The sequence below is a fragment of the Pseudomonas veronii genome (genome assembly GCF_002028325.1).
GTDB classification, from domain to species: domain Bacteria; phylum Pseudomonadota; class Gammaproteobacteria; order Pseudomonadales; family Pseudomonadaceae; genus Aquipseudomonas; species Aquipseudomonas veronii.
The window spans coordinates 1,707,033-1,728,274 of sequence record NZ_CP018420.1 but is presented as its reverse complement, the minus strand read 5'-3'; the positions used below and the strand labels follow the sequence as shown (position 1 = coordinate 1,728,274).

The window sequence follows — 21,242 nt, the reverse complement described above, 5'->3', positions numbered from 1 at the left end:
TTACTCCTACGGCAGGCGCTCAGTTTAACGGGCCTTGGTTTTCTTCACATCCACCAGCCGACGCAAGTGGCAGGTCACCTCCTCGCGGTCGTGGTACAGCTGCTTACAGCCGATTTCCACACGAATACCGCGCGCCTTGAAGCCGTCTTCGATGCGCTCGAGCAAACGCTTGACCTCGGCGTAACGCTGCTTCATCGGCAGTTTCAGGTTGACCACCGCTTCACGGCAATAGCCTTCGCCGATCCAGGTTTCCAGCAAGGCGGCGTTGCGAGCCGGTTTTTCGACGATGTCGCACACCATCCAGTCCACCGGCTGCTTGGGCACGAAGGTGAAGCCGTCGGCCATCAAGTGTTGCACCAGGCCGGTGTCCATCAGGCTTTCGGCCATGGGGCCGTTGTCGATGGCGGTCACCAGCATGCCCCGGTTGACCAGTTGCCAGGTCCAGCCGCCCGGAGCCGCGCCCAGGTCGACGCCGCTCATGTCGCCGTGCAGGCGCTCGTCCCACTGGTCGCGGGGGATGAAGTGGTGCCAGGCCTCTTCCAGCTTCAGGGTCGAGCGGCTGGGCGCATCGCGGGGGAATTTCAGGCGCGGGATGCCCATCGGCCACATCGCCGAGTTATTCGACTCGGCCAGGCCCATGAACACTTCGCGGCCGCTCTTGAAGGTCAGCAGCAGGCGCGGCTTGCTCGGGTCGTCCACCAGCTTGCCGGCGTTCAGCAGGGCTTTGCGCAGGTGGACTTCGAATTTCTTGCAGAAGTTCGACAGCTCCTTGCCGTCGTTGGTGTCGACCATCTCCAGCCACAGGCTGCCGCACACCGGGAATTCGCGCAGGTGCGCGAGGATCACGCTGATGCGGTCGGTTTCCGGCAGGTCGATGAACACCCCGCGCGCCCACTGCCGCGGGAAGATCAGCTCGGCAAAACGCTGGCCGTGCATCAGGCGCTGGGCGCCGTCTTCCTCGGTGCAGACAAATTCGGCGCAGGCGCTGCCGGTCTTGGCCTTGGCGTAGCCGGAAACGTTCAGGTGCGCGGCGTGTTCCGCGATCTCGGAACAGACCTCGCCTTCAAAACCCGGGCGGCAGTGCATAAAAAGGGTGTTCATCGACTCTCCTGGCGACCCAACGGACTTGCGCTATCGCAATGTCTGTCATGAAAACGCGCGCATGATAACTGACTTCGGAACCTTGGATCTGTCCATAGAGTCCAGTAATTAGCCAGCTACTGAAAACAGGGCTAGTTTGATAGTTCTGTTCGTCCCGTCAGGTCCGTAGCCGTGCGGACCATAAGGAGTCATGTAATGTCATCCCTTGATAGCCTGAGAACCCTTAAAACCCTGCAAATCGACGACAAGACTTATCACTATTTCAGCTTGCCCGAAGCCGCCAAGCGCCTGGGTGACCTGGATAAGCTGCCGATGTCCCTCAAGGTGCTGCTGGAAAACCTGTTGCGCTGGGAAGACAACAAAACCGTCACCGGCGCCGACCTCAAGGCCATCGCCGCCTGGCTCAAAGAGCGCCAGTCCGACCGCGAGATCCAGTACCGCCCGGCCCGCGTGCTGATGCAAGATTTTACCGGGGTGCCCGCCGTGGTCGACCTGGCCGCCATGCGCGCCGCCGTGGCCAAGGCCGGTGGCGACCCGCAGCGCATCAACCCGCTGTCGCCGGTGGACCTGGTGATCGACCACTCGGTGATGGTCGACAAGTTCGGCACCACCGCCGCGTTCGGGCAAAACGTCGACATCGAAATGCAGCGCAACGGCGAACGCTACGCCTTCCTGCGCTGGGGCCAGAGCGCCTTCGACAACTTCAGCGTGGTGCCGCCGGGCACCGGCATCTGTCACCAGGTCAACCTCGAATACCTCGGCCGTACCGTGTGGACCAAGGACGAAGACGGCCGCACCTACGCCTTCCCCGACACCCTGGTCGGCACCGATTCCCACACCACCATGATCAACGGTCTCGGCGTGCTCGGCTGGGGCGTGGGCGGGATCGAAGCGGAAGCGGCGATGCTCGGCCAGCCGGTGTCGATGCTGATTCCGGAAGTGATCGGCTTCAAGCTCACCGGCAAATTGAAAGAAGGCATCACCGCCACCGACCTGGTGCTGACCGTCACCCAGATGCTGCGCAAGAAAGGCGTGGTCGGCAAATTCGTCGAGTTCTACGGCGACGGCCTGGCCGACCTGCCCCTGGCAGACCGCGCCACCATCGCCAACATGGCCCCGGAATACGGCGCCACCTGCGGCTTTTTCCCGGTGGATGAGGTGACCCTGGACTACCTGCGCCTGTCCGGTCGCCCGGCGCAGACCGTCAAACTGGTCGAGGCCTACACCAAGGCCCAAGGCCTGTGGCGCAACGCCGGCCAGGAGCCGGTGTTCACCGACAGCCTGGCCCTGGACATGGGCAGCGTCGAAGCCAGCCTCGCCGGGCCGAAACGCCCGCAGGACCGCGTGTCGCTGCCGAATGTAGGCCAGGCGTTCAGTGACTTCCTCGACCTGCAATTCAAACCGACCAACAAGGAAGAAGGCCGCCTGGAAAGCGAAGGCGGCGGCGGTGTGGCCGTGGGCAATGCCGATCTGGTGGGCGAAACCGACTACGAGTACGACGGCCAGACCTATCGTCTGAAAAATGGCGCCGTGGTGATCGCCGCCATCACCTCCTGCACCAACACCTCCAACCCCAGCGTGATGATGGCCGCCGGGCTGGTGGCGAAAAAGGCCGTGGAAAAAGGCCTGACCCGCAAACCCTGGGTAAAAACCTCCCTGGCCCCCGGCTCCAAAGTGGTCACCGACTACTACAAGGCGGCCGGCCTCACCCAATACCTGGACAAGCTCGGTTTTGACCTGGTGGGTTATGGCTGCACCACCTGCATCGGCAACTCCGGCCCGTTGCCCGAGCCGATTGAAAAAGCCATCCAGAAAGCAGACCTGGCCGTGGCGTCGGTGCTGTCCGGCAACCGCAACTTCGAAGGCCGCGTCCACCCGCTGGTGAAAACCAACTGGCTGGCCTCGCCGCCGCTGGTGGTGGCGTATGCGTTGGCCGGTACGGTACGCATCGATATCAGCCGCGAACCGTTGGGCAACGATCAACACGGCAATCCGGTCTACCTCAAGGACATCTGGCCAAGCAGCCAGGAGATTGCCGACGCGGTCGCCCAGGTCAGCACCGGCATGTTCCACAAGGAATACGCCGAGGTGTTCGCCGGCGACGCACAGTGGCAAGCCATCGAAGTGCCGCAGGCCGCGACCTACGTGTGGCAGAAGGACTCCACCTACATCCAGCATCCGCCGTTCTTCGACGACATCGCCGGGCCGCTGCCAGTGATCAAGGACATCCACGGCGCCAACGTCCTGGCCCTGCTGGGCGATTCGGTGACCACCGACCACATCTCCCCCGCCGGCAACATCAAGGCCGACAGCCCCGCCGGCCATTACCTGCGCGAACAAGGCGTGGAACCGCGCGACTTCAACTCCTACGGCTCACGCCGCGGCAACCATGAAGTGATGATGCGCGGCACCTTCGCCAATATCCGTATCCGCAATGAAATGCTCGGCGGCGAGGAAGGCGGCAACACGCTGTATGTGCCCACCGGCGAGAAAATGCCGATCTACGACGCCGCCATGAAGTACCAGGCCGCCGGCACACCGCTGGTGGTGGTCGCCGGCCAGGAATACGGCACCGGCTCGAGCCGCGACTGGGCGGCCAAGGGTACTAATCTGCTAGGGGTCAAGGCAGTGATCGCCGAGAGCTTCGAGCGCATTCACCGTTCCAACCTGGTGGGCATGGGCGTGCTGCCGTTGCAGTTCAAGCTGGACCAGAACCGCAAGGCGCTCAAGCTCACCGGCAAGGAGAAGATCGACATCCTGGGCCTCAGCGACGCGCAGCTCGTGCCGCGCATGAACCTGACCCTGGTGATTACCCGCGAGGATGGCAGCAGCGAGAAGATCGACGTGCTGTGCCGGATCGACACCCTCAATGAAGTGGAATACTTCAAAGCGGGCGGCATCCTGCACTATGTGCTGCGCCAGTTAATCGCCAGCTAAAGGTCGCTGGAGGCCAAATGTGGGAGGGGGCTTGCCCCCGATAGCGGTGGATCAGTCGATACATCTGATGACTGACACACCGCTATCGGGGGCAAGCCCCCTCCCACAGTTTTGACCGCATTTAAAGCTTCAAGTCAGCCGAAGAGCCACTTCCACAGCAGTACCAAGACGACAACCGCCAGCACCGGCCGCGCAATGCGGTAGGCCTTGGGATGCTTGCGCTTCCACTGCTTGACCACGCTGCTGATCTTGTCGCTGAACGACTTGCTCCAGGCATAAGCCTGGTTGATGCCGCCGACGCGTTCGTCGTCCAGATTCTGCGGCGCGGTGGCGCGGCCCAGTTGCGCGCTGACCCAGCGGTTGATGCGGGTCATCAGGGGATTGCTCAGCGGGCGCTCGATGTCACAGAACAGGATCACGCGGGTCTTTTCCGTCTCGTTCTTCACCCAGTGTACGTAGGTCTCGTCGAACATCACGTCTTCACCGTCGCGCCAGGCGTATTCCTGGCCGTCGACGAAAATGCGGCAGTCGTCGGAGTTCGGCGTGGACAGGCCCAGGTGATAACGCAGGGAACCGGCAAACGGGTCGCGGTGCGGGTTGAGGTGACTGCCGCCCGGCAACAGCGCGAACATCGCGCCCTTGACGTTGGGGATGCTGCTGACCAGGGCCACGGTTTTCGGGCACAGGGCCTCGGCCGACGGCAGCGGTTTGTCGTACCACTTGAGGTAGAAACGCTTCCAGCCCTTCTTGAAGAACGAGCCGAAGCCGGCGTCGTTATTCTTTTCGGCGGCGCGGATGTAACCCTCGTCGAACAGGTGCATGGCCTCTTCGCGGATCACTTCCCAGTTGTCCTTGAGCACGTCCAGTTCCGGGAACTTGCTGCGGTCCAGGTACGGCTTGGACGGCACGGCCGAGAACAGGTACATCAAGGCGTTATACGGGGCAAACAGCGCCGAGTGGTTGACGAACTGGCGCAACATCGGCAAACGGGCCTTGCCGCGCAGGTGTACGTACAGCGTGCTGCCGATAAACACCAGCAACACCGACAGTTTGGCGGCCAAAGAAAAGGTCATGCAGCAACTCCTGGAAATAAGCGCCTGGCCAACAACCTCCCGTCGAGGGGAAACCAGGCGTAGCAGCCGGCCATGATAAACACTCCGGACCTCGGGAAAAACCCGCGCAGTCCAACAATCAGCGTTTAAAACGGCGCGAGGGTAGGCCAATTATGCATAAGGCCCCCGCTCTCACGCTGATTTGCATCAAGCCTGGTTTTCTTGATCGGTAAACAAATCACTGAACAGCATGCTCGACAGGTAGCGCTCGCCGGAGTCCGGCAGGATCACCACGATGGTCTTGCCCTGCATCTCCGGCTTCTCGGCCAGGCGCACGGCGACCGCCATCGCCGCGCCGCAGGAGATCCCGCACAGAATCCCCTCTTCCCGCATCAGGCGCAGGGCCATGGCCTTGGATTCGTCGTCGCTCACCAGTTCCACGCGGTCGACCATCGACAGGTCGAGGTTCTTCGGCACGAACCCGGCGCCGATGCCCTGGATCTTGTGCGGGCTCGGCTTGATCTCTTCACCGGCCAGCGCCTGGGTGATCACCGGCGAGACGATCGGCTCGACGGCCACCGACAGAATCGGCTTGCCCGCAGTGTTCTTGATATAGCGCGACACCCCGGTAATGGTGCCGCCGGTGCCCACGCCCGCCACCAACACGTCGACGGCGCCGTCGGTGTCGTTCCAGATTTCCGGGCCAGTGGTTTTTTCGTGGATCGCCGGGTTAGCCGGGTTTTCGAACTGCGCCGGCATGTAGTAGGTGGCCGGGTCGCTGGCGAGGATTTCCGCGGCTTTGTCGATTGCGCCCTTCATGCCCTTGGCCGGTTCGGTCAGTACCAGCTCGGCGCCCAGGGCCTTGAGCACTTTGCGGCGCTCGATGCTCATCGACGCGGGCATGGTCAGCACCAGTTTGTAGCCACGGGCCGCGGCGACGAACGCCAGGCCGATACCGGTGTTGCCCGAGGTCGGTTCGACAATGGTCATGCCCGGCTTGAGTTTGCCGGTGCTTTCCGCGTCCCAGATCATGTTCGCGCCAATGCGACACTTCACCGAATAACCCGGGTTACGCCCTTCGATCTTGGCCAGGATGGTCACGCCACGCGGTGCGATGCGGTTGATCTGAACCAGAGGCGTGTTACCGATGGAGTGCGCGTTGTCTGCAAAAATGCGGCTCATGACGGGTCCTTGAGGCGGCTTGAAGAAAGCCCCAAGGGTATGCCTCGTCTTCCAAAGCGTCCAGTCAGAGGAACGTCGGAGACATCGCAATAGTCAATCTCCTACAAGCCCGCAGATCGGCCCCGGGAACGACCACGCCTTCGATCGACTGAGCGCACGCGTGACTGGTCATTCAGAGACTGAATAACCCGTCTGCGTTCACAGTCGCCGGGGCCGCACGGTATAGTCGGGCATTGATGAATTCGAGGAATGACCGATGAAGTTCGAAGGCACCCAGGCCTACGTTGCCACCGATGACCTGAAACTGGCCGTCAACGCGGCCATCACCCTGGAGCGGCCGCTGCTGGTCAAGGGCGAGCCGGGCACCGGCAAGACCATGCTCGCCGAGCAGTTGGCCGAATCCTTCGGCGCCAAGCTGATCACCTGGCACATCAAGTCCACCACCAAGGCCCACCAGGGCCTGTACGAGTACGATGCGGTCAGCCGCCTGCGCGACTCGCAGTTGGGCGTGGACAAGGTGCATGACGTGCGCAACTACCTGAAGAAGGGCAAGCTCTGGGAAGCCTTCGAGGCCGAGGAACGGGTGATCCTGCTGATCGACGAAATCGACAAGGCCGACATCGAATTCCCCAACGACCTGCTGCAAGAACTCGACAAGATGGAGTTCTACGTCTACGAAATCGACGAGACCATCAAGGCCAAGAAACGCCCGATCATCATCATTACCTCCAACAATGAAAAAGAACTGCCGGATGCGTTCCTGCGCCGCTGCTTCTTCCATTACATCGCCTTCCCCGACCGCGCCACCCTGCAAAAGATCGTCGATGTGCATTACCCCGACATCAAGAAAGACCTGGTCAGCGAAGCGCTGGACGTGTTCTTCGACGTGCGCAAAGTGCCGGGCCTGAAGAAAAAGCCTTCCACCTCCGAACTGGTCGACTGGCTCAAGCTGCTGATGGCCGACAATATCGGCGAAGCGGTACTGCGCGAACGCGACCCGACCAAGGCCATCCCGCCCCTGGCCGGTGCGCTGGTGAAGAACGAGCAGGACGTGCAATTGCTCGAACGCCTGGCGTTCATGAGCCGTCGCGGTAACCGATAAGGGCGCCTGCCATGTTGCTCAACCTGTTCAATGAAATGCGTGCAGCCAAGGTGCCGGTGTCGGTGCGCGAGCTGCTCGACCTGATCAACGCCCTGAAACAGCGGGTGATCTTCGCCGACATGGACGAGTTCTACTACTTGGCCCGGGCGATCCTGGTCAAGGACGAACGCCATTTCGACAAGTTCGACCGCGCCTTCAGCGCCTATTTCAACGGTCTGGAAAAGCTCGACGACCACCTGCAGGCGCTGATCCCCGAAGACTGGCTGCGCAAGGAGTTCGAACGCTCGCTGAGCGACGAAGAACGCGCGCAGATCCAGTCCCTCGGCGGCCTGGACAAGTTGATCGAAGAGTTCAAGAAGCGCCTGGAAGAACAGAAAGAGCGTCACGCCGGCGGCAACAAGTGGATCGGCACCGGCGGCACCAGCCCGTTCGGCTCCGGCGGCTACAACCCGGAAGGCATCCGCGTCGGCGATGCGGGCAAGCGCCAGGGCAAGGCGGTGAAAGTCTGGGACCAGCGCGAGTACAAGAACCTCGACGATCAGGTGGAACTGGGCACGCGCAACATCAAGATCGCCCTGCGCCGCCTGCGCAAGTTCGCGCGCCAGGGTGCGGCGGAAGAGCTGGACATCGACGGCACCATCGACCACACCGCCCGCGATGCCGGCTTGCTGAATATCCAGATGCGCCCGGAACGGCGCAACACCATCAAGCTGCTGTTGCTGTTCGACATCGGCGGCTCGATGGACGCCCACGTGAAGATCTGCGAAGAGCTGTTCTCCGCGTGCAAGACCGAGTTCAAGCACCTGGAGTACTTCTACTTCCACAACTTCGTGTACGAGTCGGTGTGGAAGAACAACCAGCGCCGCACGTCGGAGCGCACCTCCACCCAAGACTTGCTGCACAAATATGGCGCCGATTACAAAGTGATCTTTATCGGCGATGCCTCGATGGCGCCGTATGAAATCACCCAGGCCGGCGGCAGCGTCGAGCATTGGAACGAGGAGCCGGGGTATGTGTGGATGCAGCGCTTCATGGCCAAGTACAAGAAGCTGATCTGGATAAACCCGTATCCGAAGGACACCTGGGGCTATACGGCGTCGACCGGGATCGTGCGGGAGTTGGTCGAAGACCAGATGTATCCGCTGACCTTGCGCGGGCTGGAAGAAGGCATGCGGTTCCTTTCCAAGTAACCCGATATCTCCCATAGGCGTGGCGTCACTGGCACTTCAACGCTTCGCGAATGCGCTGCACGGAGGCCACCGAACTGGCGTTATCGCCATGCACACACAAGGTATTGGCCCGCAGGACCAAGGGGCTGCCATCGCTGGCGGTCAAGGGTTCGCCACGGGAAATGGTCAGGGATTGCTGGATGATGGCTTCGGTATCGTGGTGTACCGCGCCGGGCAATTGGCGGGAAACCAGGTGCCCCTTGTTGTCGTAGGCACGGTCGGCGAACGCCTCGAACCACAGGATCACACCGTATTCGTCGCCCAGCGCCTGGGCCGCGCAGTTGTCGCGGGTGGCCAGCAGCATCAGCGGCAGTTCGCCGTAAGCGGCAACGGCCTGGATCACCGCACGCAACTGCGCGGGGTTGGCCATCATGTCGTTGTACATCGCGCCATGGGGTTTGACGTAGCTGACCCGTCCGCCCTGGGCGCGGCAAATGCCGTCGAGCGCGCCGATCTGGTAGTGCAACAGGTCTTGGATTTCTTCGGGCGTGTAGGCCATGGAACGGCGGCCGAAACCCTGCAGGTCCTGATATGCCGGGTGCGCCCCGACCAGCACGCCATGCTTGAGCGCCAGGCCGACGGTCTTGCGCATGACGCTCGGGTCGCCGGCATGGAAGCCGCAGGCCACGTTGGCGCAATCAATGAACGGCATGACCTCAGCGTCCAGACCCAGGTTCCAGTTGCCATAGCTTTCGCCGATGTCGCAATTCAATAGCAGACGGCTCACGCTGAGTGCTCCTGTAGGCTTTGTTTTTTTGTAGTGTGGGATCTTTTACACAAGACTCGCAACTTATCCCACCGTCCCAGCGACACTTATCGTGAAACGGCTCGATTTTTGGCGTGTGTCCGGGACGGCGTCCAACCCATAAAGGTCGACCCCATGAAGTTGAAGGAACGCGATTAAAACGGTGGGAGCAAGCCCCCTCCCACCATTACAGGCCTTTCTACAGCCCTTTCAAATCACGCTCTTCGATCGGCCGGCTCTGGCGCAGGCGCTTGCCGCCCAGCACCACCCAGTCGATCAAGCGGAACAGGCACTCCAGGCCGAACGACAACAACATCGCCCCGCCCAGGCCCCAGCCCATGGCTTCGGGGGTCAGCAGGATCTGGTAGCTGTAGCCGTTCCAGGTTTCCAGGCGGATCGCCGGGTCGGCCGCGACCGCTACCTGCAATGCGCGAATGTACCAGGGGCCTTGCATGGCCTGGAATTGCTTGTCCAGCGCCAACTGACGATCCAACAACGTGCCGAGGCTGTTGGCATCGCTGCGAAACACCGGGTCGTCGCTGGCGCGGTAGTGGGCGACCAGGGCCTGCAAGTCGCCGTTGAAGAACTGTTGCGCGGTGGATTCAAAGCCGCGCAGGCCGGTCTGGGCCTCGATCAGGTGGGCTTCGACGCGCTTGGCGTAGTCATTGATGAACCCCGGCACTTGCACACCGACCAACAAGCCAATGGCAAACAACACCAACCGCAGATAGCTGAGCAACATAGTCGACTTCCTTACTCGGTAATGCCCTGGCTGACGCATTCACCACGCCGCCACAGGCTCCACTGGCCCGGTTCGTAGCGGGTCCAGTTTTCGTTGTCGGTCAGGGGTTCGGTGGCGATCACCGTTACCACATCGTTGGGCGTGGTTTCGGCCTGGAAATCGACGATCACGTCGACATCTTTCAAGCGTGCCGGGCCGAACGGAGCGCGCCGGGTGATCTGGGCCAATTTGGTCGTGCAGTAGCAGAACAACCAATCGCCGTCGCTGAGCAGGCAGTTGAACACGCCTTTGCTGCGGTATTCGGTGCAGGCGGCGATCAGGTCCGGCAGCATCTGTTCGATCTCCACCGGCTCCGGGAACGCCTCGCGGACGCGGTTGAGCAGGTCGCAGAACGCCGCTTCGCTGTCGGTGTCGCCCACCGGCCGGTAAAACGTGGCGCGCGGGGTGAAGTCGGCCAATTGGCCGTTGTGCGCAAAGCACCAGTTACGCCCCCACAGCTCGCGCACGAACGGGTGGGTATTGGACAGGCACACCTTGCCCACGTTGGCCTGGCGGATATGGCCAATCACCACTTCACTTTTGATGGGATAACGCTGCACCAGCCGCGCAACTTCCGATTCGCTGCTCGCGGCCGGGTCCTGGAACAGGCGCAGGCCACGGCCTTCATAGAACGCGATGCCCCAACCGTCGCGGTGGGGGCCGGTACGCCCACCGCGCTGCATCAGCCCGGTAAAGCTGAACACGATATCGGTGGGGACGTTGGCACTCATGCCCAATAATTCACACATGCCAGGGCTCTCGCTGCAGGGCAGACAACGTTAAAGGCGCGGTTCGACCCGCATACCGCCCACAGGCGCCGGGCGACGGAACGGCTCGTCATCGTCTTCGGGCTCGGCGGCCAAGGCGGCATCAGCGGCGGCCTTGCGCTCACGGCGGGCATTGGCGGCGCGCTCGATGGGCCAGCGGATCAACACAAACACGAGGTACACGCCAAAGGCGATCATCGTGTACATGAACAAGTCGGAGACGGCCCGCCAGGCGTTATTGCCGACCTTGAGCACCAGGTCCAGCGCAGTAATCGCCACGGCCGGCGCGAACTGGGTCTTGACCGGGTCGACGATGGTCGGGCTCAACAGCAGCACGGCCATCAGCAATTGCAGTGGCTCGCGCAACCAGCGCCAGATCCAGCGGGTCATGCGCCACCACACCAACAGGCAGCCCAAAGCAGCGAAGGCGTAAAGGCCCCAAGCGGTCAGATAATCGTTCTCGGTCATGGTGTCCATGGCAAGGTAGGCAAACAGGCCGCTATGATAACGGCTTTTGCGTGTCGCGGCTGCAATGCCTGCCACCATCCGCCAGACAGAGAGTGATCCATGCCGCCATCGACCCCCATCACTGCCGCCCCGATTGCCCGCAAGGCCCCAGGCCAGGACCCTTACGCCTGGCTGCAAGTGCGTGACAGCGCAGAAGTGATGGATTACCTGAAAGCCGAAAACGCCTGGCAGGAAGCCCAACTCGCCGGGCAACAGGCGCTGCGTGAAACCCTGTTCGAAGAGATCAAGGGCCGTATCCTCGAAACCGACCTGTCGCTGCCCTCCCCCTGGGGCCCGTACCTGTATTACACGCGCACCACCGCCGGCGACGAATACGCCCGCCACTACCGCTGCCGGCGCCCGGCCGACGACAGCAACCAGGTGGATGACAGCAGCGAGGAGCTGTTGCTCGACCCCAACGTGCTGGCCAACGGCGGCTTTTTCTCCCTCGGTGCGTTCAGCATCAGCCCCGACCATCAGCGCCTGGCCTACAGCCTCGATACCAATGGCGAAGAGATCTACACCCTGTACGTGAAGGAATTGGCCACCGACAAAGTCAGCGAACTGGCGTTCGATAACTGCGACGGCAGCATGACCTGGGCCAATGACAGCCTGACCCTGTTTTTCGGCGAACTGGACGACACCCATCGTCCGCACAAACTCTACCGCTATCGCCTGGACGGCACCGCCGCGCAGGAAGTGTTCCACGAGACCGACGGGCGTTTCTTCCTGCACTGCTACCGTTCCAGCTCCGAGCGCCAGTTGCTGGTGGCCCTGGGCAGCAAGACCACCAGTGAAATCTGGGCGCTGGACGCCGACCAGCCGCACCTGGACTTCACCTGCCTGGCGCCACGGGTCGAAGACCACGAGTACGACGTCGACCACGGCCAGCTCGACGGTGCGTGGACCTGGTTCATCCGCAGCAACCGCGACGGCATCAACTACGCCCTGTTCGTCGCCGCCGACACCGGCCGCGTGCCGACCCAGGCCGACTGGAAAAACCTGATCCCCCACAGCGATGAGGTGATGCTCGACGGCGTGAGCCTGAATGCCGGCGCCATGACCTTGAGCCTGCGCATCGGCGGCCTGCCGGTCATCGAAGTGCATCCCCAGGGTCTACCGACCTATCGTGTGGAATTGCCTGACGCTGCCTACAGCCTCTATGTACAAAACAGCCTGGAATTCCCCAGCGACAAGATCCGCCTGCGCTACGAAGCCCTGAACCGTCCGGCCCAGGTGCGCCAGCTGGAACTGGCCAGCGGCGCGCAACAGGTGCTCAAGGAAACCCCGGTACTCGGCGTCTTCAACGCCGACGATTACGTCAGCCAGCGTTTGTGGGCAACCTCCGCCGATGGCACCCAGGTGCCGATCAGCCTGGTGGTCAAGCGCGACCAGCTTGGCAAACCGACGCCGCTGTACCTCTATGGTTATGGCGCCTACGGCCAGAGCCTCGATCCGTGGTTCTCCCACGCGCGCCTGAGCCTGCTGGACCGTGGCGTCGCGTTTGCCATTGCGCATGTGCGCGGCGGCGGCGAGCTGGGCGAAGCCTGGTATCGCAATGGCAAACAAGAACACAAGCAGAACACATTCAGCGACTTTATCGCCTGTGCCGAACACCTGATCGCACAGGGTTTGACCTGCGCCAAACAGCTGGTGATCAGCGGCGGCAGTGCCGGTGGCCTGTTGATCGGCGCGGTGCTCAACCAGCGTCCAGAACTGTTCCAGGCGGCAATTGCCGAAGTGCCGTTCGTCGACGTGCTCAACACCATGCTCGACCCGGACCTGCCGCTGACCGTCACCGAGTACGACGAGTGGGGCAACCCGCAGGAGCCCGAGGTCTATGCGCGCATCAAGGCGTATGCGCCGTATGAGAACGTGCGCGCCCAGGCCTACCCGGCCCTGCTGGTGATCGCCGGCTACAACGACAGCCGCGTGCAGTACTGGGAAGCGGCCAAGTGGGTGGCCAAGCTGCGCGACACCAAGACGGACGACAACCTGCTGCTGCTCAAGACCGAACTGGGGGCCGGCCATGGCGGCATGAGCGGGCGTTACCAGGGATTACGTGACGTAGCGCTCGAATATGCATTTGTGTTCAAGGCGCTGGGGCTGGTTTAGCGGTCCTGGCTGAACGCTGGAGCGCTCGACGCGGTTAACCGCCGGGTGTCTTCGGTTTGCTGTCGTTCGGTGGCACGCCGGGGACCGTCTGGTCCTTCGGTGGCGCAGGTAACACGATAGGCACCAGCGGCGGCGAGCCGTTCGTCTTGGGCACCGCCGGCGGGGTGACTTGCGGATACAGCGTCGGGGTGGGGGTGCCCGGCGCGCCTGGGGTTGGCGCCGGCGCAACCGGTACGGTTTGCAACTCCTGAGCCTGCGCCACACCCAATGTGAGCGCGCCCAACACAATGACCGTTAGAATGCTGCACTTCATCGATGGCTCCATGGCCTGACCGGAATGTCGTAAGGCTACTCCCAACCGCGCAAGAATGCCCTTCCCAATGAGATCTCCATGAAACGTTTCGTTCTGCTGGACACCACCCCGATCCCCGACAACGGCGGTGCCTTGTGCCTGTTCGAATACGGCGAGGACTTTGTCATCAAGATCCAGGGCGGCGACGGCGGCCAGTTGATGAACACGCGCATGCACGGCTCCGAAGACGCGCTGGCAGAAATCCCTTGTCGCAAAGTCGCCGGCCGCCCCGGTTCGCGGGTATTGATCGGCGGGCTGGGCATGGGTTTCACCCTCGCGTCGGCCCTCAAGCACCTGGGCAAGACCGCCGAAGTGGTGGTGGCAGAACTGGTGCCCGGTGTCGTGGAATGGAACCGTGGCCCCTTGGGCGAAAAGGCCGGGCGCCCGCTGCTTGACCCGCGCACCGTGGTCCGCATGGAAGACGTGGCCAAGGTGCTGCAAGCAGAGCCCCAGGGCTTTGATGCGATCATGCTCGACGTGGACAACGGCCCCGAAGGCCTTACGCAAAAAGCCAACAGTTGGCTCTACTCCGCCGGTGGCCTGGCCGCCTGCGCCAAGGCCCTGCGCCCCAAGGGCGTACTTGCGGTGTGGTCGGCCAGCGCCGACAAGCTGTTCAGCGACAAGCTGCGCAAGGCCGGTTTCAAGGCCGAGGAAGTGCAAGTGTTCGCCCATGGCAACAAGGGCACGCGGCACACCATCTGGATTGCGGAAAAGCTCAAGGGCTAATTGCGCCGCGATTGGCTAGAATCAACCCTATCCGTGACCCACCCGAAGACAGGAGCCATGATGAGCTCGACCAACCCGCCCTCCCACACCGCCAAGCTCGACCGCATCCTCGCCGATGCCCAGCGCGACCGGGAAATGGGCTACCGCGACAAAGCCCTGAAAATGTACCCCCACGTGTGCGGCCGCTGCGCCCGTGAATTCGCCGGCAAGCGCCTGAGCGAACTGACCGTACACCACCGCAACCACAACCATGACGACAATCCCCAGGATGGGTCCAACTGGGAGTTGCTGTGCCTGTACTGCCACGACAACGAGCACTCGCGCTACACCGACCAGCAGTACTTCGGCGAAGGCTCCACCAGCAGCCCGACGATCGCCAAGGCCACGCACAACCCGTTCGCGGCGTTGGCAGGGTTGATGAAGAAAGACGACTGAAGTTGCGCGCGGGCTGCCCCGCCCTCTTCGCGGGCAAGCCCGCTCCTACCCTTGACCGCATTCCAGAGCATGGACACGGACCAATGTGGGAGCGGGCTTGCTCGCGAAGGCAGCAGTGCCAGCGGCGCAGCGCTCGATAGCGACCACAGCCCGACCAATCCCCGTATAATCGCCGCTTTTCTCCAAGGCACCCTTCCCCGTGGGCAATAAACGCTACAGCTGCATCGGTCTGTATAACCCCAAATCCCCCGAAAACGTCGGTTCGGTGATGCGCGCCGCCGGTTGCTACGGCGTGGCCTCGGTGTTCTACACCGGCAAACGCTACGAGCGCGCCCGGGATTTCATCACCGACACCAAGAAGGTCCACCACGACATTCCGCTGATCGGCATCGATGACCTGAGAAAAATCCTGCCGCTGGGCTGCATCCCAGTCGCCGTCGAACTGGTGGACGGCGCCCGCCCGCTGCCCGAATACACCCACCCCGACCGCGCGCTGTACATCTTCGGCCCCGAAGATGGCTCCCTCGACAAAGAGATTCGCGACTGGTGTGAAGACGTGGTGTACATCCCGACCACCGGCTGCATGAACCTCGCCGCCACCGTCAACGTGGTGCTCTACGACCGCCTGGCCAAGGGCAATAACACCCGCTCGGGGCCCAAATACTGAGTTGCCGGGAACATCCGGCGCCTGCACACAGTCAGTTGCGTATCACTAGCCCTTGTTGGAGACCGATCATGAGCGACAGCAAAACCCTGCGACCTGTCATTGAATCCACCCCACGCCAGGCCCGCCCCACGCAGAACGTACACGGTTGGGAGCGCATCGGCTCGGTGGCCGGCGGCGTGATCATGGTCGGCAAAGGCCTGCGCCGTGGCGGGATTTTCGGGCTGCTCCAGGTGGCGATTGGCGGCGTGGCGCTGACGCGTGGGTTTACCGGGCACAGTTCGCTCAAGGACAAGCTGGAACAAGGTCGCCAGGAAATGAACAGCCTGCGCACGAAAATCGAGCGGGCCGGTGACGAGTTGAAGAACCTGAAGACCAAGGCGCAAACGGGGGCCGAAAAGGCCACAAAAACCACCGGCTGAGCCAAGTCTTCTGTCTGTTGCTGATCCAGATGTGGGAGGCGGCTTGCTCCCACCTTTATTCTGGGTCAGCGCAACAGCTTGGAGTCCAGCACCACCGACGACTCGCCGATGATGCTCTGGGCCAGTCGCACAAACTCTGGGGTGCTGACGCTGTTCGCCCGCATCACCACTTGCGCGAGATCATCCAGCGAGCGCTTGTTGTGGGTTTTCACGCGGATCTCGCGATCCAGCTCCTGCATCACCACCACTGCCCGCGCCACGGTTGCGCCGCTGACGTGCTCGCCACGCAGGCTGGTGACGTCCTTGCCTTCGCGGGTCAACCGCGCCTGTATCGCCGCATAGCGCTCATCGGTGATCCCGCCGCCACGGCGCAGCAACTCGATCGCGTAATACTCCGCCAGGCCTTCGCTGATCCAGTCGCTGGCATCATGGTCACTGAAGCGGCCGATGGCATGCACCACTTCGCGGATCAACGGGCTGCTGCCGTTTTCACTGACCAGCGGCGTGCGGCTGTTGAGGTAGACCGAGTCGCGCGCCGAGAAGGCGCCACGGCGCATCGGGTCGCTGGCGCCGACAATCAATAGCTTGGCGGGGTGACGCGGGAACGCGGCTTCCACCTGCGGCCAGACGAAAGTCAGCAACGTCAGCACATCCATACGGCGCATGGCCTGGCCCTTGGGCGAGGCCACGGTGACGTCGGTTTCGCCCAGGCGCACACGGCGGCTGCCGAGGTTACCGGCGAGCATCCAGCCGGTGGGGCGGTCGAACAGGCGCGAGACGTTGTTGATCCGGAAGGTGTGCTTGCCGATACGCGGCCAGGCGGTTTCGACGCTTTTCCAGCCCGTCGGCAGCTCGAACACCAGGCGCGAGACCAGCTCGACGCCGTCCTGCTGGTCGAGGTGCGCGGTCGGCACCAGGTCTTCCCCGCGAAACAGCGCCCAACCCGGCGTCATGCGCGTTTCATAGATACCCGGCTTGCGCGCATGGCTGAGGCGTACACGGTAGGTCAGGCTGGCCTTGTCGGCGCTGGGTTGCCAAAGGCCGCGATGGCCACTGACTTTCCATTGGCCATCGGCCTTGAAATCGCTGTAGTCACCGTCGCGCCCCAGCTCGAAATCCAGGCTGCGCACCGCCGAACCCTGGGACAGACTCACGCGCACCTCAGCCTGATCGCTCTGGGGCAGCAGTTTGACGTGATAGTCCAAGTCGACTTTCTTCGCGCACCACGCCGGTGTGCTCAGCGCCAGCAACACCAGGCTTGCCGCCAGCCGGGTCAGGCCCTTCATACTCGCTCCTTGTTCAGCCAGCGCGGAAGATCAGGTAATCCTCCCAGTCTTCTTCGGGCACGCTGCCTTCGCGGAGCATGCGTCCGGACTGGGAAATGCGTTCGTGATGCACGGCGTCACGGTCGCCGCAGACCAGGTGATGCCACAGCGGCAAGTCCTTGCGCTCGCTGACCAGGCGGTAACCGCAGGTGGGCGGCAACCACTTGAACTGGTCGGCCTGGCCCGGGGTAAGCTGGATGCAGTCGGGCACCGACGCGCGGCGGTTGGGGTAATCGGTGCACTGGCAGGTTTTCAGGTCGAGCAGTTTGCAGGCGATGCGCGTGTAATAGACGCTGTTGTCGTCTTCATCCTCGAGCTTTTGCAGGCAGCACAGGCCACAGCCGTCGCACAACGACTCCCACTCCTCCTGATCGAGGTGTTCAAGGGTTTTGCGTATCCAGAAAGGTTCGACTTTGGCGGCCATGGCTCTACATCGGTATCGGTGGGTGAAAAGGCCGCCAGTCTAGTGCCCAAGGCCACTGGGGCCAAGCGCTTACGACTGGCGGTGTTGCAAGACTTGTCAGTCTAGCGGGAGCGCAGTAGCTTTGAGCGCCGAATTGACGATCAGGAACTGCCCATGAGCACCAACCCCCGCGCTGCCGATTACCCGATCAACCCCCAGTTCACTGAGCGCTGGTCGCCCCGCGCCTTTACCGGCGAGAGCATCCCGCAGGAAACCCTGCTGAGTTTTTTCGAAGCCGCGCGCTGGGCGCCATCGGCCTACAACTCGCAGCCCTGGCGTTTTCTCTATGCGCGCCGTGACACGCCGGACTGGGAGCGTTTCCTCGGCCTGTTGAACGAATTCAACCGCAACTGGGCGCAGCATGCGTCGGCCCTGGTGATCATCGCCTCGAAAACCGACTTCATCGCCCCCGGCGCCAGCGAAGAAACCCCGGCGCTGTGGCACACCTTCGACACCGGTTCGGCCTGGGGCTACCTCGCGCTGCAGGCCAGCCTCAGCGGCTGGCACAGCCATGGCATGGCCGGCTTCGATCAGGCGCTGACGCGCAAGGAGCTGAAGATTCCCGAGGGTTATGCGCTGCATGCGGCGGTCGCGATTGGCAAGCTGGGCGACAAGTCGAGCTTGCCCGAGTACCTGCAAGGCCGTGAGACCCCAAGCCCGCGCAAGCCGTTGAGCGAGCTGGTTTCGCAAGGCGATTTCAGTCTCTAGGACTGACGTGGGAGCTGGCTCGCCAGCCCCCACCTGTGGTTCGACGCGGTGTCAGTAGCCGCGCTCGAAATCCACTTCACCGCGCAACACTTGCTTGGCCTGGTAGGCGCGCACGTTTTCCAGAAACAGTTGCACCATCATCGACGGCGAGGTCGGCGCCGAGCTGTGCCCGGTCAGCAGCAAGCCCCAGGCGGTCCAGAACGGGTGGCGCTGCGGCAACGGTTCCTGGCGGCACACGTCGATCACCGCGCCAGCCAGGTGCCCTTCTTTCAACGCTTCGACCAGATCCGCATCAACCACCGCAACGCCGCGGCCGACGTTGATAAACAACCCGCTCGGCTTGAATTGCTTGAACAGCGCCGCGTCGTACAGGTCGTGGGTGTTCGGCGTGTTGGGCAACAGGTTGATCACGTAGTCCGCTTCGCCCACCAGCCGGCCGAGTTGATCGAGCGCGGCCACTTCGACAAACGGCGCCTGCTCGCGCGCCTGGCTGGCGATGCCGTACAGCTTGACGCCAAACGGCACGAGGAACTGCGCCACGCGCTGGCCGATATCACCGCAGCCGACGATCAGCACCGTGCGCCCCGCCAGGCTCTGGCCCATGCGGTTGTCCCACTTGCGCTCGACCTGGCTGACCAGGCGCGCCAAGACTTCGCGTTCATGGCCGAGCATGTAGGTGAGGATAAATTCCGCCATGACCTGGCCAAAAATCCCCACCGCACGGGTCAAGCGATAGTCGCGGGGCAGGCCGTCAGCCAGCAGCGGCGTGATGCCGGCCCAGGTCGATTGCAGCCACTGCGGCTGGTGCCCCTGGCGCAACAGGGTGGCGAGCAGGTCCGGCTGGCCGAGCCACACCGGGCAATCGGCCGCCAGGCGCGAGAGTTCGGCCGAGTCGCCGCTGGTCAACACCTCGAGGTCCGGGGCCGCTTCGCTCAGCAACCGGGCGTAGAGCGGGTGATCCTGTTCAGCAATCAGAACACGCATGGTTCAAACCTTTCAAAAACAATGCGGACGGCCGCCCGCATCCTTACGGCCACCATCCATTAATACGATTCCATGGAAAAGAATGCGCCCCGGGCAGGGCACGCCGCGATCACATCGGGTCGTTGCGGCGCAGCAGCTCTTCGGGCAAGTGTTCGATGTACTCGTCCTCGGCCGGTGGCATTTGCAGGTGGTAGCCCTGCTTTTCGAGGTTTTCCAGGACCACTGCGATGTCCTCGCGCGACAGCTTGCGCTCGGGCGTCAGCACCATGTCGAAGGCGTGATGGGCCTTGCCGAAGGCTTCCATCAAGGGTTCCGGCACGCGCTCCAGGGCATCGCTTTTCAGCACGTAGAGATACATTTCGTTGCGTTTCAAGCTGCGATAGATGGAGCAAATACGTTTCAAGGCTGTTCTCCGGCAGTGGCCAGGCTGTCGAGCAGCGCCTGGCCCATCAACTCGCGGCGCCAGCCACGCAGCGAGTCTGGCAATTGGTAAGGCCCGTCGGGGTAGCCACTTTTGACCAGGGCTTCGAGGGTTTTCTTGCGCAGCATCAGTTCCGGCGCCATCTCCAGGCGTTCGGCTTGCGCCTGGCCCAAGGCGCGCAGGTGCTTGATCAGCGCAGCGGCATCCACCGGCAGCGGTTCAGCCACGGCGGGCGGCCATTGGTCCATGGACACGCTGCCGGCGCGCTTGATCAGGTCCAGCAGAAACTGGCCATCCTGACGCACGGTGCGCGGGTGCATGTCTTCGATTTTGCCCAGGGCGGCGAGGTTATCCGGCTGGGATTTGGCCAGGGGCCACAGCGAGTGTTCACGAATGATGCGATTGCGCGGCAGGTCACGGGCACGCGCTTGCTGCTCGCGCCAGGCGCACAGTTCACGCAGCACGGCGAGTTGGGCACGGGACAGTTTCCACGCCAGCTTGGCCTCGCGGTACACCTCGTAAGGGTCGACTTCGCGGCGCAGGTTGGCCACCAGTTCGGCACCGTCTTCCAGGACCCAGGCGTATTTGTCGTCCGACAGCCGCGGGCGCAGGCGAATGAAGACCTCGGCCAAGTGGACCGCATCTTCGGCGGCGTAGCTCACCTGGGTCTCGGACAACGGGCGCTGCAGCCAGTCCGAGCGGGTTTCGCCCTTGGGCAAGTCGATATCGAGCACGGCTTGCACCAGGCGCGAATAGCCCATGGAGAAGCCGAGGTTCAGGTAAGCCGCGGCCAGTTGGGTGTCGAACAACGGCACCGGCAGGCTGCCGGTCAGGCGCAGCAACACTTCCAGGTCTTCACTGCAGGCGTGGACCACTTTGATCACGGCCGGGTTTTCCAGCAACGCCGCCAGTGGTTGCCAGTTGTCGATGGTCAGGGGGTCGATCAGGTAAGCGCGAACGCCATCACCGATCTGGATCAGCCCGGCAATGGGATAAAAGGTGTCGACCCGCATGAATTCGGTGTCGAGGGCGACGAATGGCAACTGCTGCCATTCGGCGCAATGCTGGCCGAGGCTATCGTTGTCGCAGATCCAGTGAATATCGATGGCCACACGGCTCTCCCTTGAAGAATGGCGCGCAGTATATATCGCGGAAGGGACTTGCGAGCATCCGCAGTGCACACGCAATCATGAAAACTCCGACAGCGTGTAAAGAATAGTCCGA

The 21,242-nt window shown here is 62.7% G+C and carries 22 protein-coding genes; 9 read left to right on the top strand and 13 right to left on the bottom strand.

What is annotated here, in order from left to right:
- Nucleotides 1–24: 24 nt before the first annotated feature.
- Nucleotides 25–1,101, bottom strand: a complete 1,077-nt coding sequence (gene rlmM / locus PverR02_RS07955) for a 23S rRNA (cytidine(2498)-2'-O)-methyltransferase RlmM (protein ID WP_079443072.1) — start codon at nucleotides 1,099–1,101, stop codon at nucleotides 25–27.
- A 195-nt stretch (nucleotides 1,102–1,296) separates the two neighbouring features.
- On the opposite strand from rlmM, the gene acnA reads away from it, so the two are divergent.
- Nucleotides 1,297–4,038, top strand: a complete 2,742-nt coding sequence (gene acnA / locus PverR02_RS07950) for an aconitate hydratase AcnA (protein WP_057004998.1) — start codon at nucleotides 1,297–1,299, stop codon at nucleotides 4,036–4,038.
- A gap of 134 nt (nucleotides 4,039–4,172) precedes the next feature.
- Here acnA and PverR02_RS07945 read toward each other — a convergent pair whose 3' ends face one another.
- Both PverR02_RS07945 and cysK read right to left on the bottom strand, forming a co-directional pair.
- A complete protein-coding gene (locus PverR02_RS07945) occupies nucleotides 4,173–5,111 on the bottom strand; it encodes an aspartyl/asparaginyl beta-hydroxylase domain-containing protein (protein WP_017848761.1) in 939 nt (312 codons plus the stop codon).
- Nucleotides 5,112–5,297: 186 nt separating this feature from the next.
- Nucleotides 5,298–6,272, bottom strand: coding sequence for a cysteine synthase A (gene cysK / locus PverR02_RS07940; RefSeq protein ID WP_017848760.1), 975 nt, complete (start codon nucleotides 6,270–6,272; stop codon nucleotides 5,298–5,300).
- A gap of 256 nt (nucleotides 6,273–6,528) precedes the next feature.
- On the opposite strand from cysK, the gene PverR02_RS07935 reads away from it, so the two are divergent.
- Together PverR02_RS07935 and PverR02_RS07930 are read left to right on the top strand one after the other, a co-directional pair.
- The gene (locus tag PverR02_RS07935; RefSeq protein ID WP_017848759.1) at nucleotides 6,529–7,374 is read left to right on the top strand and encodes an AAA family ATPase; all 846 of its coding nucleotides are present in this window, start codon (nucleotides 6,529–6,531) and stop codon (nucleotides 7,372–7,374) included.
- Between the two features lie 11 nt (nucleotides 7,375–7,385).
- Complete coding sequence (locus tag PverR02_RS07930; RefSeq protein ID WP_046384330.1) at nucleotides 7,386–8,564, top strand: vWA domain-containing protein; 1,179 nt, start codon at nucleotides 7,386–7,388, stop codon at nucleotides 8,562–8,564.
- 25 nt (nucleotides 8,565–8,589) lie between these two features.
- Here the strand turns inward: PverR02_RS07930 and PverR02_RS07925 are convergent, their stop codons facing one another.
- From PverR02_RS07925 to PverR02_RS07910, 4 genes are all read right to left on the bottom strand, one after another.
- On the bottom strand, nucleotides 8,590–9,330 hold the full coding sequence (locus PverR02_RS07925) for a 5-oxoprolinase subunit PxpA (RefSeq protein ID WP_079443071.1): 741 nt from the start codon (nucleotides 9,328–9,330) through the stop codon (nucleotides 8,590–8,592).
- A gap of 217 nt (nucleotides 9,331–9,547) precedes the next feature.
- Nucleotides 9,548–10,090 carry a DUF2937 family protein gene (locus PverR02_RS07920; protein WP_017848756.1) on the bottom strand — a complete coding sequence of 181 codons (543 nt, stop codon included), beginning with the start codon at nucleotides 10,088–10,090 and terminating at the stop codon, nucleotides 9,548–9,550.
- A gap of 11 nt (nucleotides 10,091–10,101) precedes the next feature.
- The gene (locus PverR02_RS07915) at nucleotides 10,102–10,878 is read right to left on the bottom strand and encodes a class II glutamine amidotransferase (RefSeq protein ID WP_026140241.1); all 777 of its coding nucleotides are present in this window, start codon (nucleotides 10,876–10,878) and stop codon (nucleotides 10,102–10,104) included.
- Between the two features lie 30 nt (nucleotides 10,879–10,908).
- Nucleotides 10,909–11,442: a hypothetical protein gene (locus tag PverR02_RS07910; protein ID WP_017848754.1), complete on the bottom strand. Its 534-nt coding sequence runs from the start codon at nucleotides 11,440–11,442 to the stop codon at nucleotides 10,909–10,911.
- A gap of 21 nt (nucleotides 11,443–11,463) precedes the next feature.
- Between PverR02_RS07910 and PverR02_RS07905 the strand changes: the two genes are divergently transcribed.
- A complete protein-coding gene (locus PverR02_RS07905) occupies nucleotides 11,464–13,518 on the top strand; it encodes a S9 family peptidase (protein ID WP_079443070.1) in 2,055 nt (684 codons plus the stop codon).
- Between the two features lie 34 nt (nucleotides 13,519–13,552).
- On the opposite strand, the gene PverR02_RS07900 is transcribed toward PverR02_RS07905, so the two are convergent.
- Complete coding sequence (locus PverR02_RS07900; protein ID WP_017848752.1) at nucleotides 13,553–13,831, bottom strand: hypothetical protein; 279 nt, start codon at nucleotides 13,829–13,831, stop codon at nucleotides 13,553–13,555.
- 78 nt (nucleotides 13,832–13,909) lie between these two features.
- On the opposite strand from PverR02_RS07900, the gene PverR02_RS07895 reads away from it, so the two are divergent.
- The 4 genes from PverR02_RS07895 (at nucleotide 13,910) to PverR02_RS07880 (ending at nucleotide 16,117) form a co-directional block, all read left to right on the top strand.
- Nucleotides 13,910–14,596 (top strand): spermidine synthase, encoded by a 687-nt coding sequence (locus PverR02_RS07895; RefSeq protein ID WP_017848751.1) that lies wholly within the window; start codon nucleotides 13,910–13,912, stop codon nucleotides 14,594–14,596.
- Nucleotides 14,597–14,656: 60 nt separating this feature from the next.
- Nucleotides 14,657–15,031, top strand: coding sequence for a YajD family HNH nuclease (locus PverR02_RS07890; protein ID WP_003210675.1), 375 nt, complete (start codon nucleotides 14,657–14,659; stop codon nucleotides 15,029–15,031).
- Nucleotides 15,032–15,230: 199 nt separating this feature from the next.
- Nucleotides 15,231–15,698 carry an RNA methyltransferase gene (locus PverR02_RS07885; RefSeq protein WP_017848750.1) on the top strand — a complete coding sequence of 156 codons (468 nt, stop codon included), beginning with the start codon at nucleotides 15,231–15,233 and terminating at the stop codon, nucleotides 15,696–15,698.
- Between the two features lie 68 nt (nucleotides 15,699–15,766).
- Complete coding sequence (locus tag PverR02_RS07880) at nucleotides 15,767–16,117, top strand: YgaP family membrane protein (RefSeq protein WP_017848749.1); 351 nt, start codon at nucleotides 15,767–15,769, stop codon at nucleotides 16,115–16,117.
- 65 nt (nucleotides 16,118–16,182) lie between these two features.
- Here PverR02_RS07880 and PverR02_RS07875 read toward each other — a convergent pair whose 3' ends face one another.
- Nucleotides 16,183–17,403, bottom strand: coding sequence for a hypothetical protein (locus PverR02_RS07875; RefSeq protein WP_046384334.1), 1,221 nt, complete (start codon nucleotides 17,401–17,403; stop codon nucleotides 16,183–16,185).
- A gap of 13 nt (nucleotides 17,404–17,416) precedes the next feature.
- Nucleotides 17,417–17,866, bottom strand: a complete 450-nt coding sequence (locus tag PverR02_RS07870) for a YcgN family cysteine cluster protein (RefSeq protein ID WP_017848747.1) — start codon at nucleotides 17,864–17,866, stop codon at nucleotides 17,417–17,419.
- A gap of 153 nt (nucleotides 17,867–18,019) precedes the next feature.
- Between PverR02_RS07870 and PverR02_RS07865 the strand changes: the two genes are divergently transcribed.
- A complete protein-coding gene (locus PverR02_RS07865) occupies nucleotides 18,020–18,613 on the top strand; it encodes a nitroreductase family protein (protein ID WP_017848746.1) in 594 nt (197 codons plus the stop codon).
- A 51-nt stretch (nucleotides 18,614–18,664) separates the two neighbouring features.
- On the opposite strand, the gene PverR02_RS07860 is transcribed toward PverR02_RS07865, so the two are convergent.
- The 3 genes from PverR02_RS07860 to rnd all read right to left on the bottom strand — a co-directional run bounded on the left by PverR02_RS07860 (nucleotide 18,665) and on the right by rnd (nucleotide 21,130).
- Nucleotides 18,665–19,597: a D-2-hydroxyacid dehydrogenase gene (locus tag PverR02_RS07860; RefSeq protein WP_017848745.1), complete on the bottom strand. Its 933-nt coding sequence runs from the start codon at nucleotides 19,595–19,597 to the stop codon at nucleotides 18,665–18,667.
- 109 nt (nucleotides 19,598–19,706) lie between these two features.
- Nucleotides 19,707–20,000 (bottom strand): YcgL domain-containing protein, encoded by a 294-nt coding sequence (locus PverR02_RS07855; RefSeq protein ID WP_017848744.1) that lies wholly within the window; start codon nucleotides 19,998–20,000, stop codon nucleotides 19,707–19,709.
- Nucleotides 19,997–21,130 (bottom strand): ribonuclease D, encoded by a 1,134-nt coding sequence (gene rnd / locus PverR02_RS07850; protein WP_046384335.1) that lies wholly within the window; start codon nucleotides 21,128–21,130, stop codon nucleotides 19,997–19,999. Before rnd ends, PverR02_RS07855 begins: the two co-directional genes overlap by 4 nt.
- Between the last annotated feature and the right edge of the window lie 112 nt (nucleotides 21,131–21,242).

Coding starts and splice junctions, on each gene's coding strand:
- rlmM (WP_079443072.1), bottom strand. CDS start 1,101: ATGAACACCCTTTTTATGCACTGCCGCCCGGGTTTTGAAGGCGAGGTC.
- acnA (WP_057004998.1), top strand. CDS start 1,297: ATGTCATCCCTTGATAGCCTGAGAACCCTTAAAACCCTGCAAATCGAC.
- PverR02_RS07945 (WP_017848761.1), bottom strand. CDS start 5,111: ATGACCTTTTCTTTGGCCGCCAAACTGTCGGTGTTGCTGGTGTTTATC.
- cysK (WP_017848760.1), bottom strand. CDS start 6,272: ATGAGCCGCATTTTTGCAGACAACGCGCACTCCATCGGTAACACGCCT.
- PverR02_RS07935 (WP_017848759.1), top strand. CDS start 6,529: ATGAAGTTCGAAGGCACCCAGGCCTACGTTGCCACCGATGACCTGAAA.
- PverR02_RS07930 (WP_046384330.1), top strand. CDS start 7,386: ATGTTGCTCAACCTGTTCAATGAAATGCGTGCAGCCAAGGTGCCGGTG.
- PverR02_RS07920 (WP_017848756.1), bottom strand. CDS start 10,090: ATGTTGCTCAGCTATCTGCGGTTGGTGTTGTTTGCCATTGGCTTGTTG.
- PverR02_RS07915 (WP_026140241.1), bottom strand. CDS start 10,878: ATGTGTGAATTATTGGGCATGAGTGCCAACGTCCCCACCGATATCGTG.
- PverR02_RS07910 (WP_017848754.1), bottom strand. CDS start 11,442: ATGGTGGCAGGCATTGCAGCCGCGACACGCAAAAGCCGTTATCATAGC.
- PverR02_RS07905 (WP_079443070.1), top strand. CDS start 11,464: ATGCCGCCATCGACCCCCATCACTGCCGCCCCGATTGCCCGCAAGGCC.
- PverR02_RS07900 (WP_017848752.1), bottom strand. CDS start 13,831: ATGAAGTGCAGCATTCTAACGGTCATTGTGTTGGGCGCGCTCACATTG.
- PverR02_RS07895 (WP_017848751.1), top strand. CDS start 13,910: ATGAAACGTTTCGTTCTGCTGGACACCACCCCGATCCCCGACAACGGC.
- PverR02_RS07890 (WP_003210675.1), top strand. CDS start 14,657: ATGAGCTCGACCAACCCGCCCTCCCACACCGCCAAGCTCGACCGCATC.
- PverR02_RS07880 (WP_017848749.1), top strand. CDS start 15,767: ATGAGCGACAGCAAAACCCTGCGACCTGTCATTGAATCCACCCCACGC.
- PverR02_RS07875 (WP_046384334.1), bottom strand. CDS start 17,403: ATGAAGGGCCTGACCCGGCTGGCGGCAAGCCTGGTGTTGCTGGCGCTG.
- PverR02_RS07870 (WP_017848747.1), bottom strand. CDS start 17,866: ATGGCCGCCAAAGTCGAACCTTTCTGGATACGCAAAACCCTTGAACAC.
- PverR02_RS07865 (WP_017848746.1), top strand. CDS start 18,020: ATGAGCACCAACCCCCGCGCTGCCGATTACCCGATCAACCCCCAGTTC.
- PverR02_RS07860 (WP_017848745.1), bottom strand. CDS start 19,597: ATGCGTGTTCTGATTGCTGAACAGGATCACCCGCTCTACGCCCGGTTG.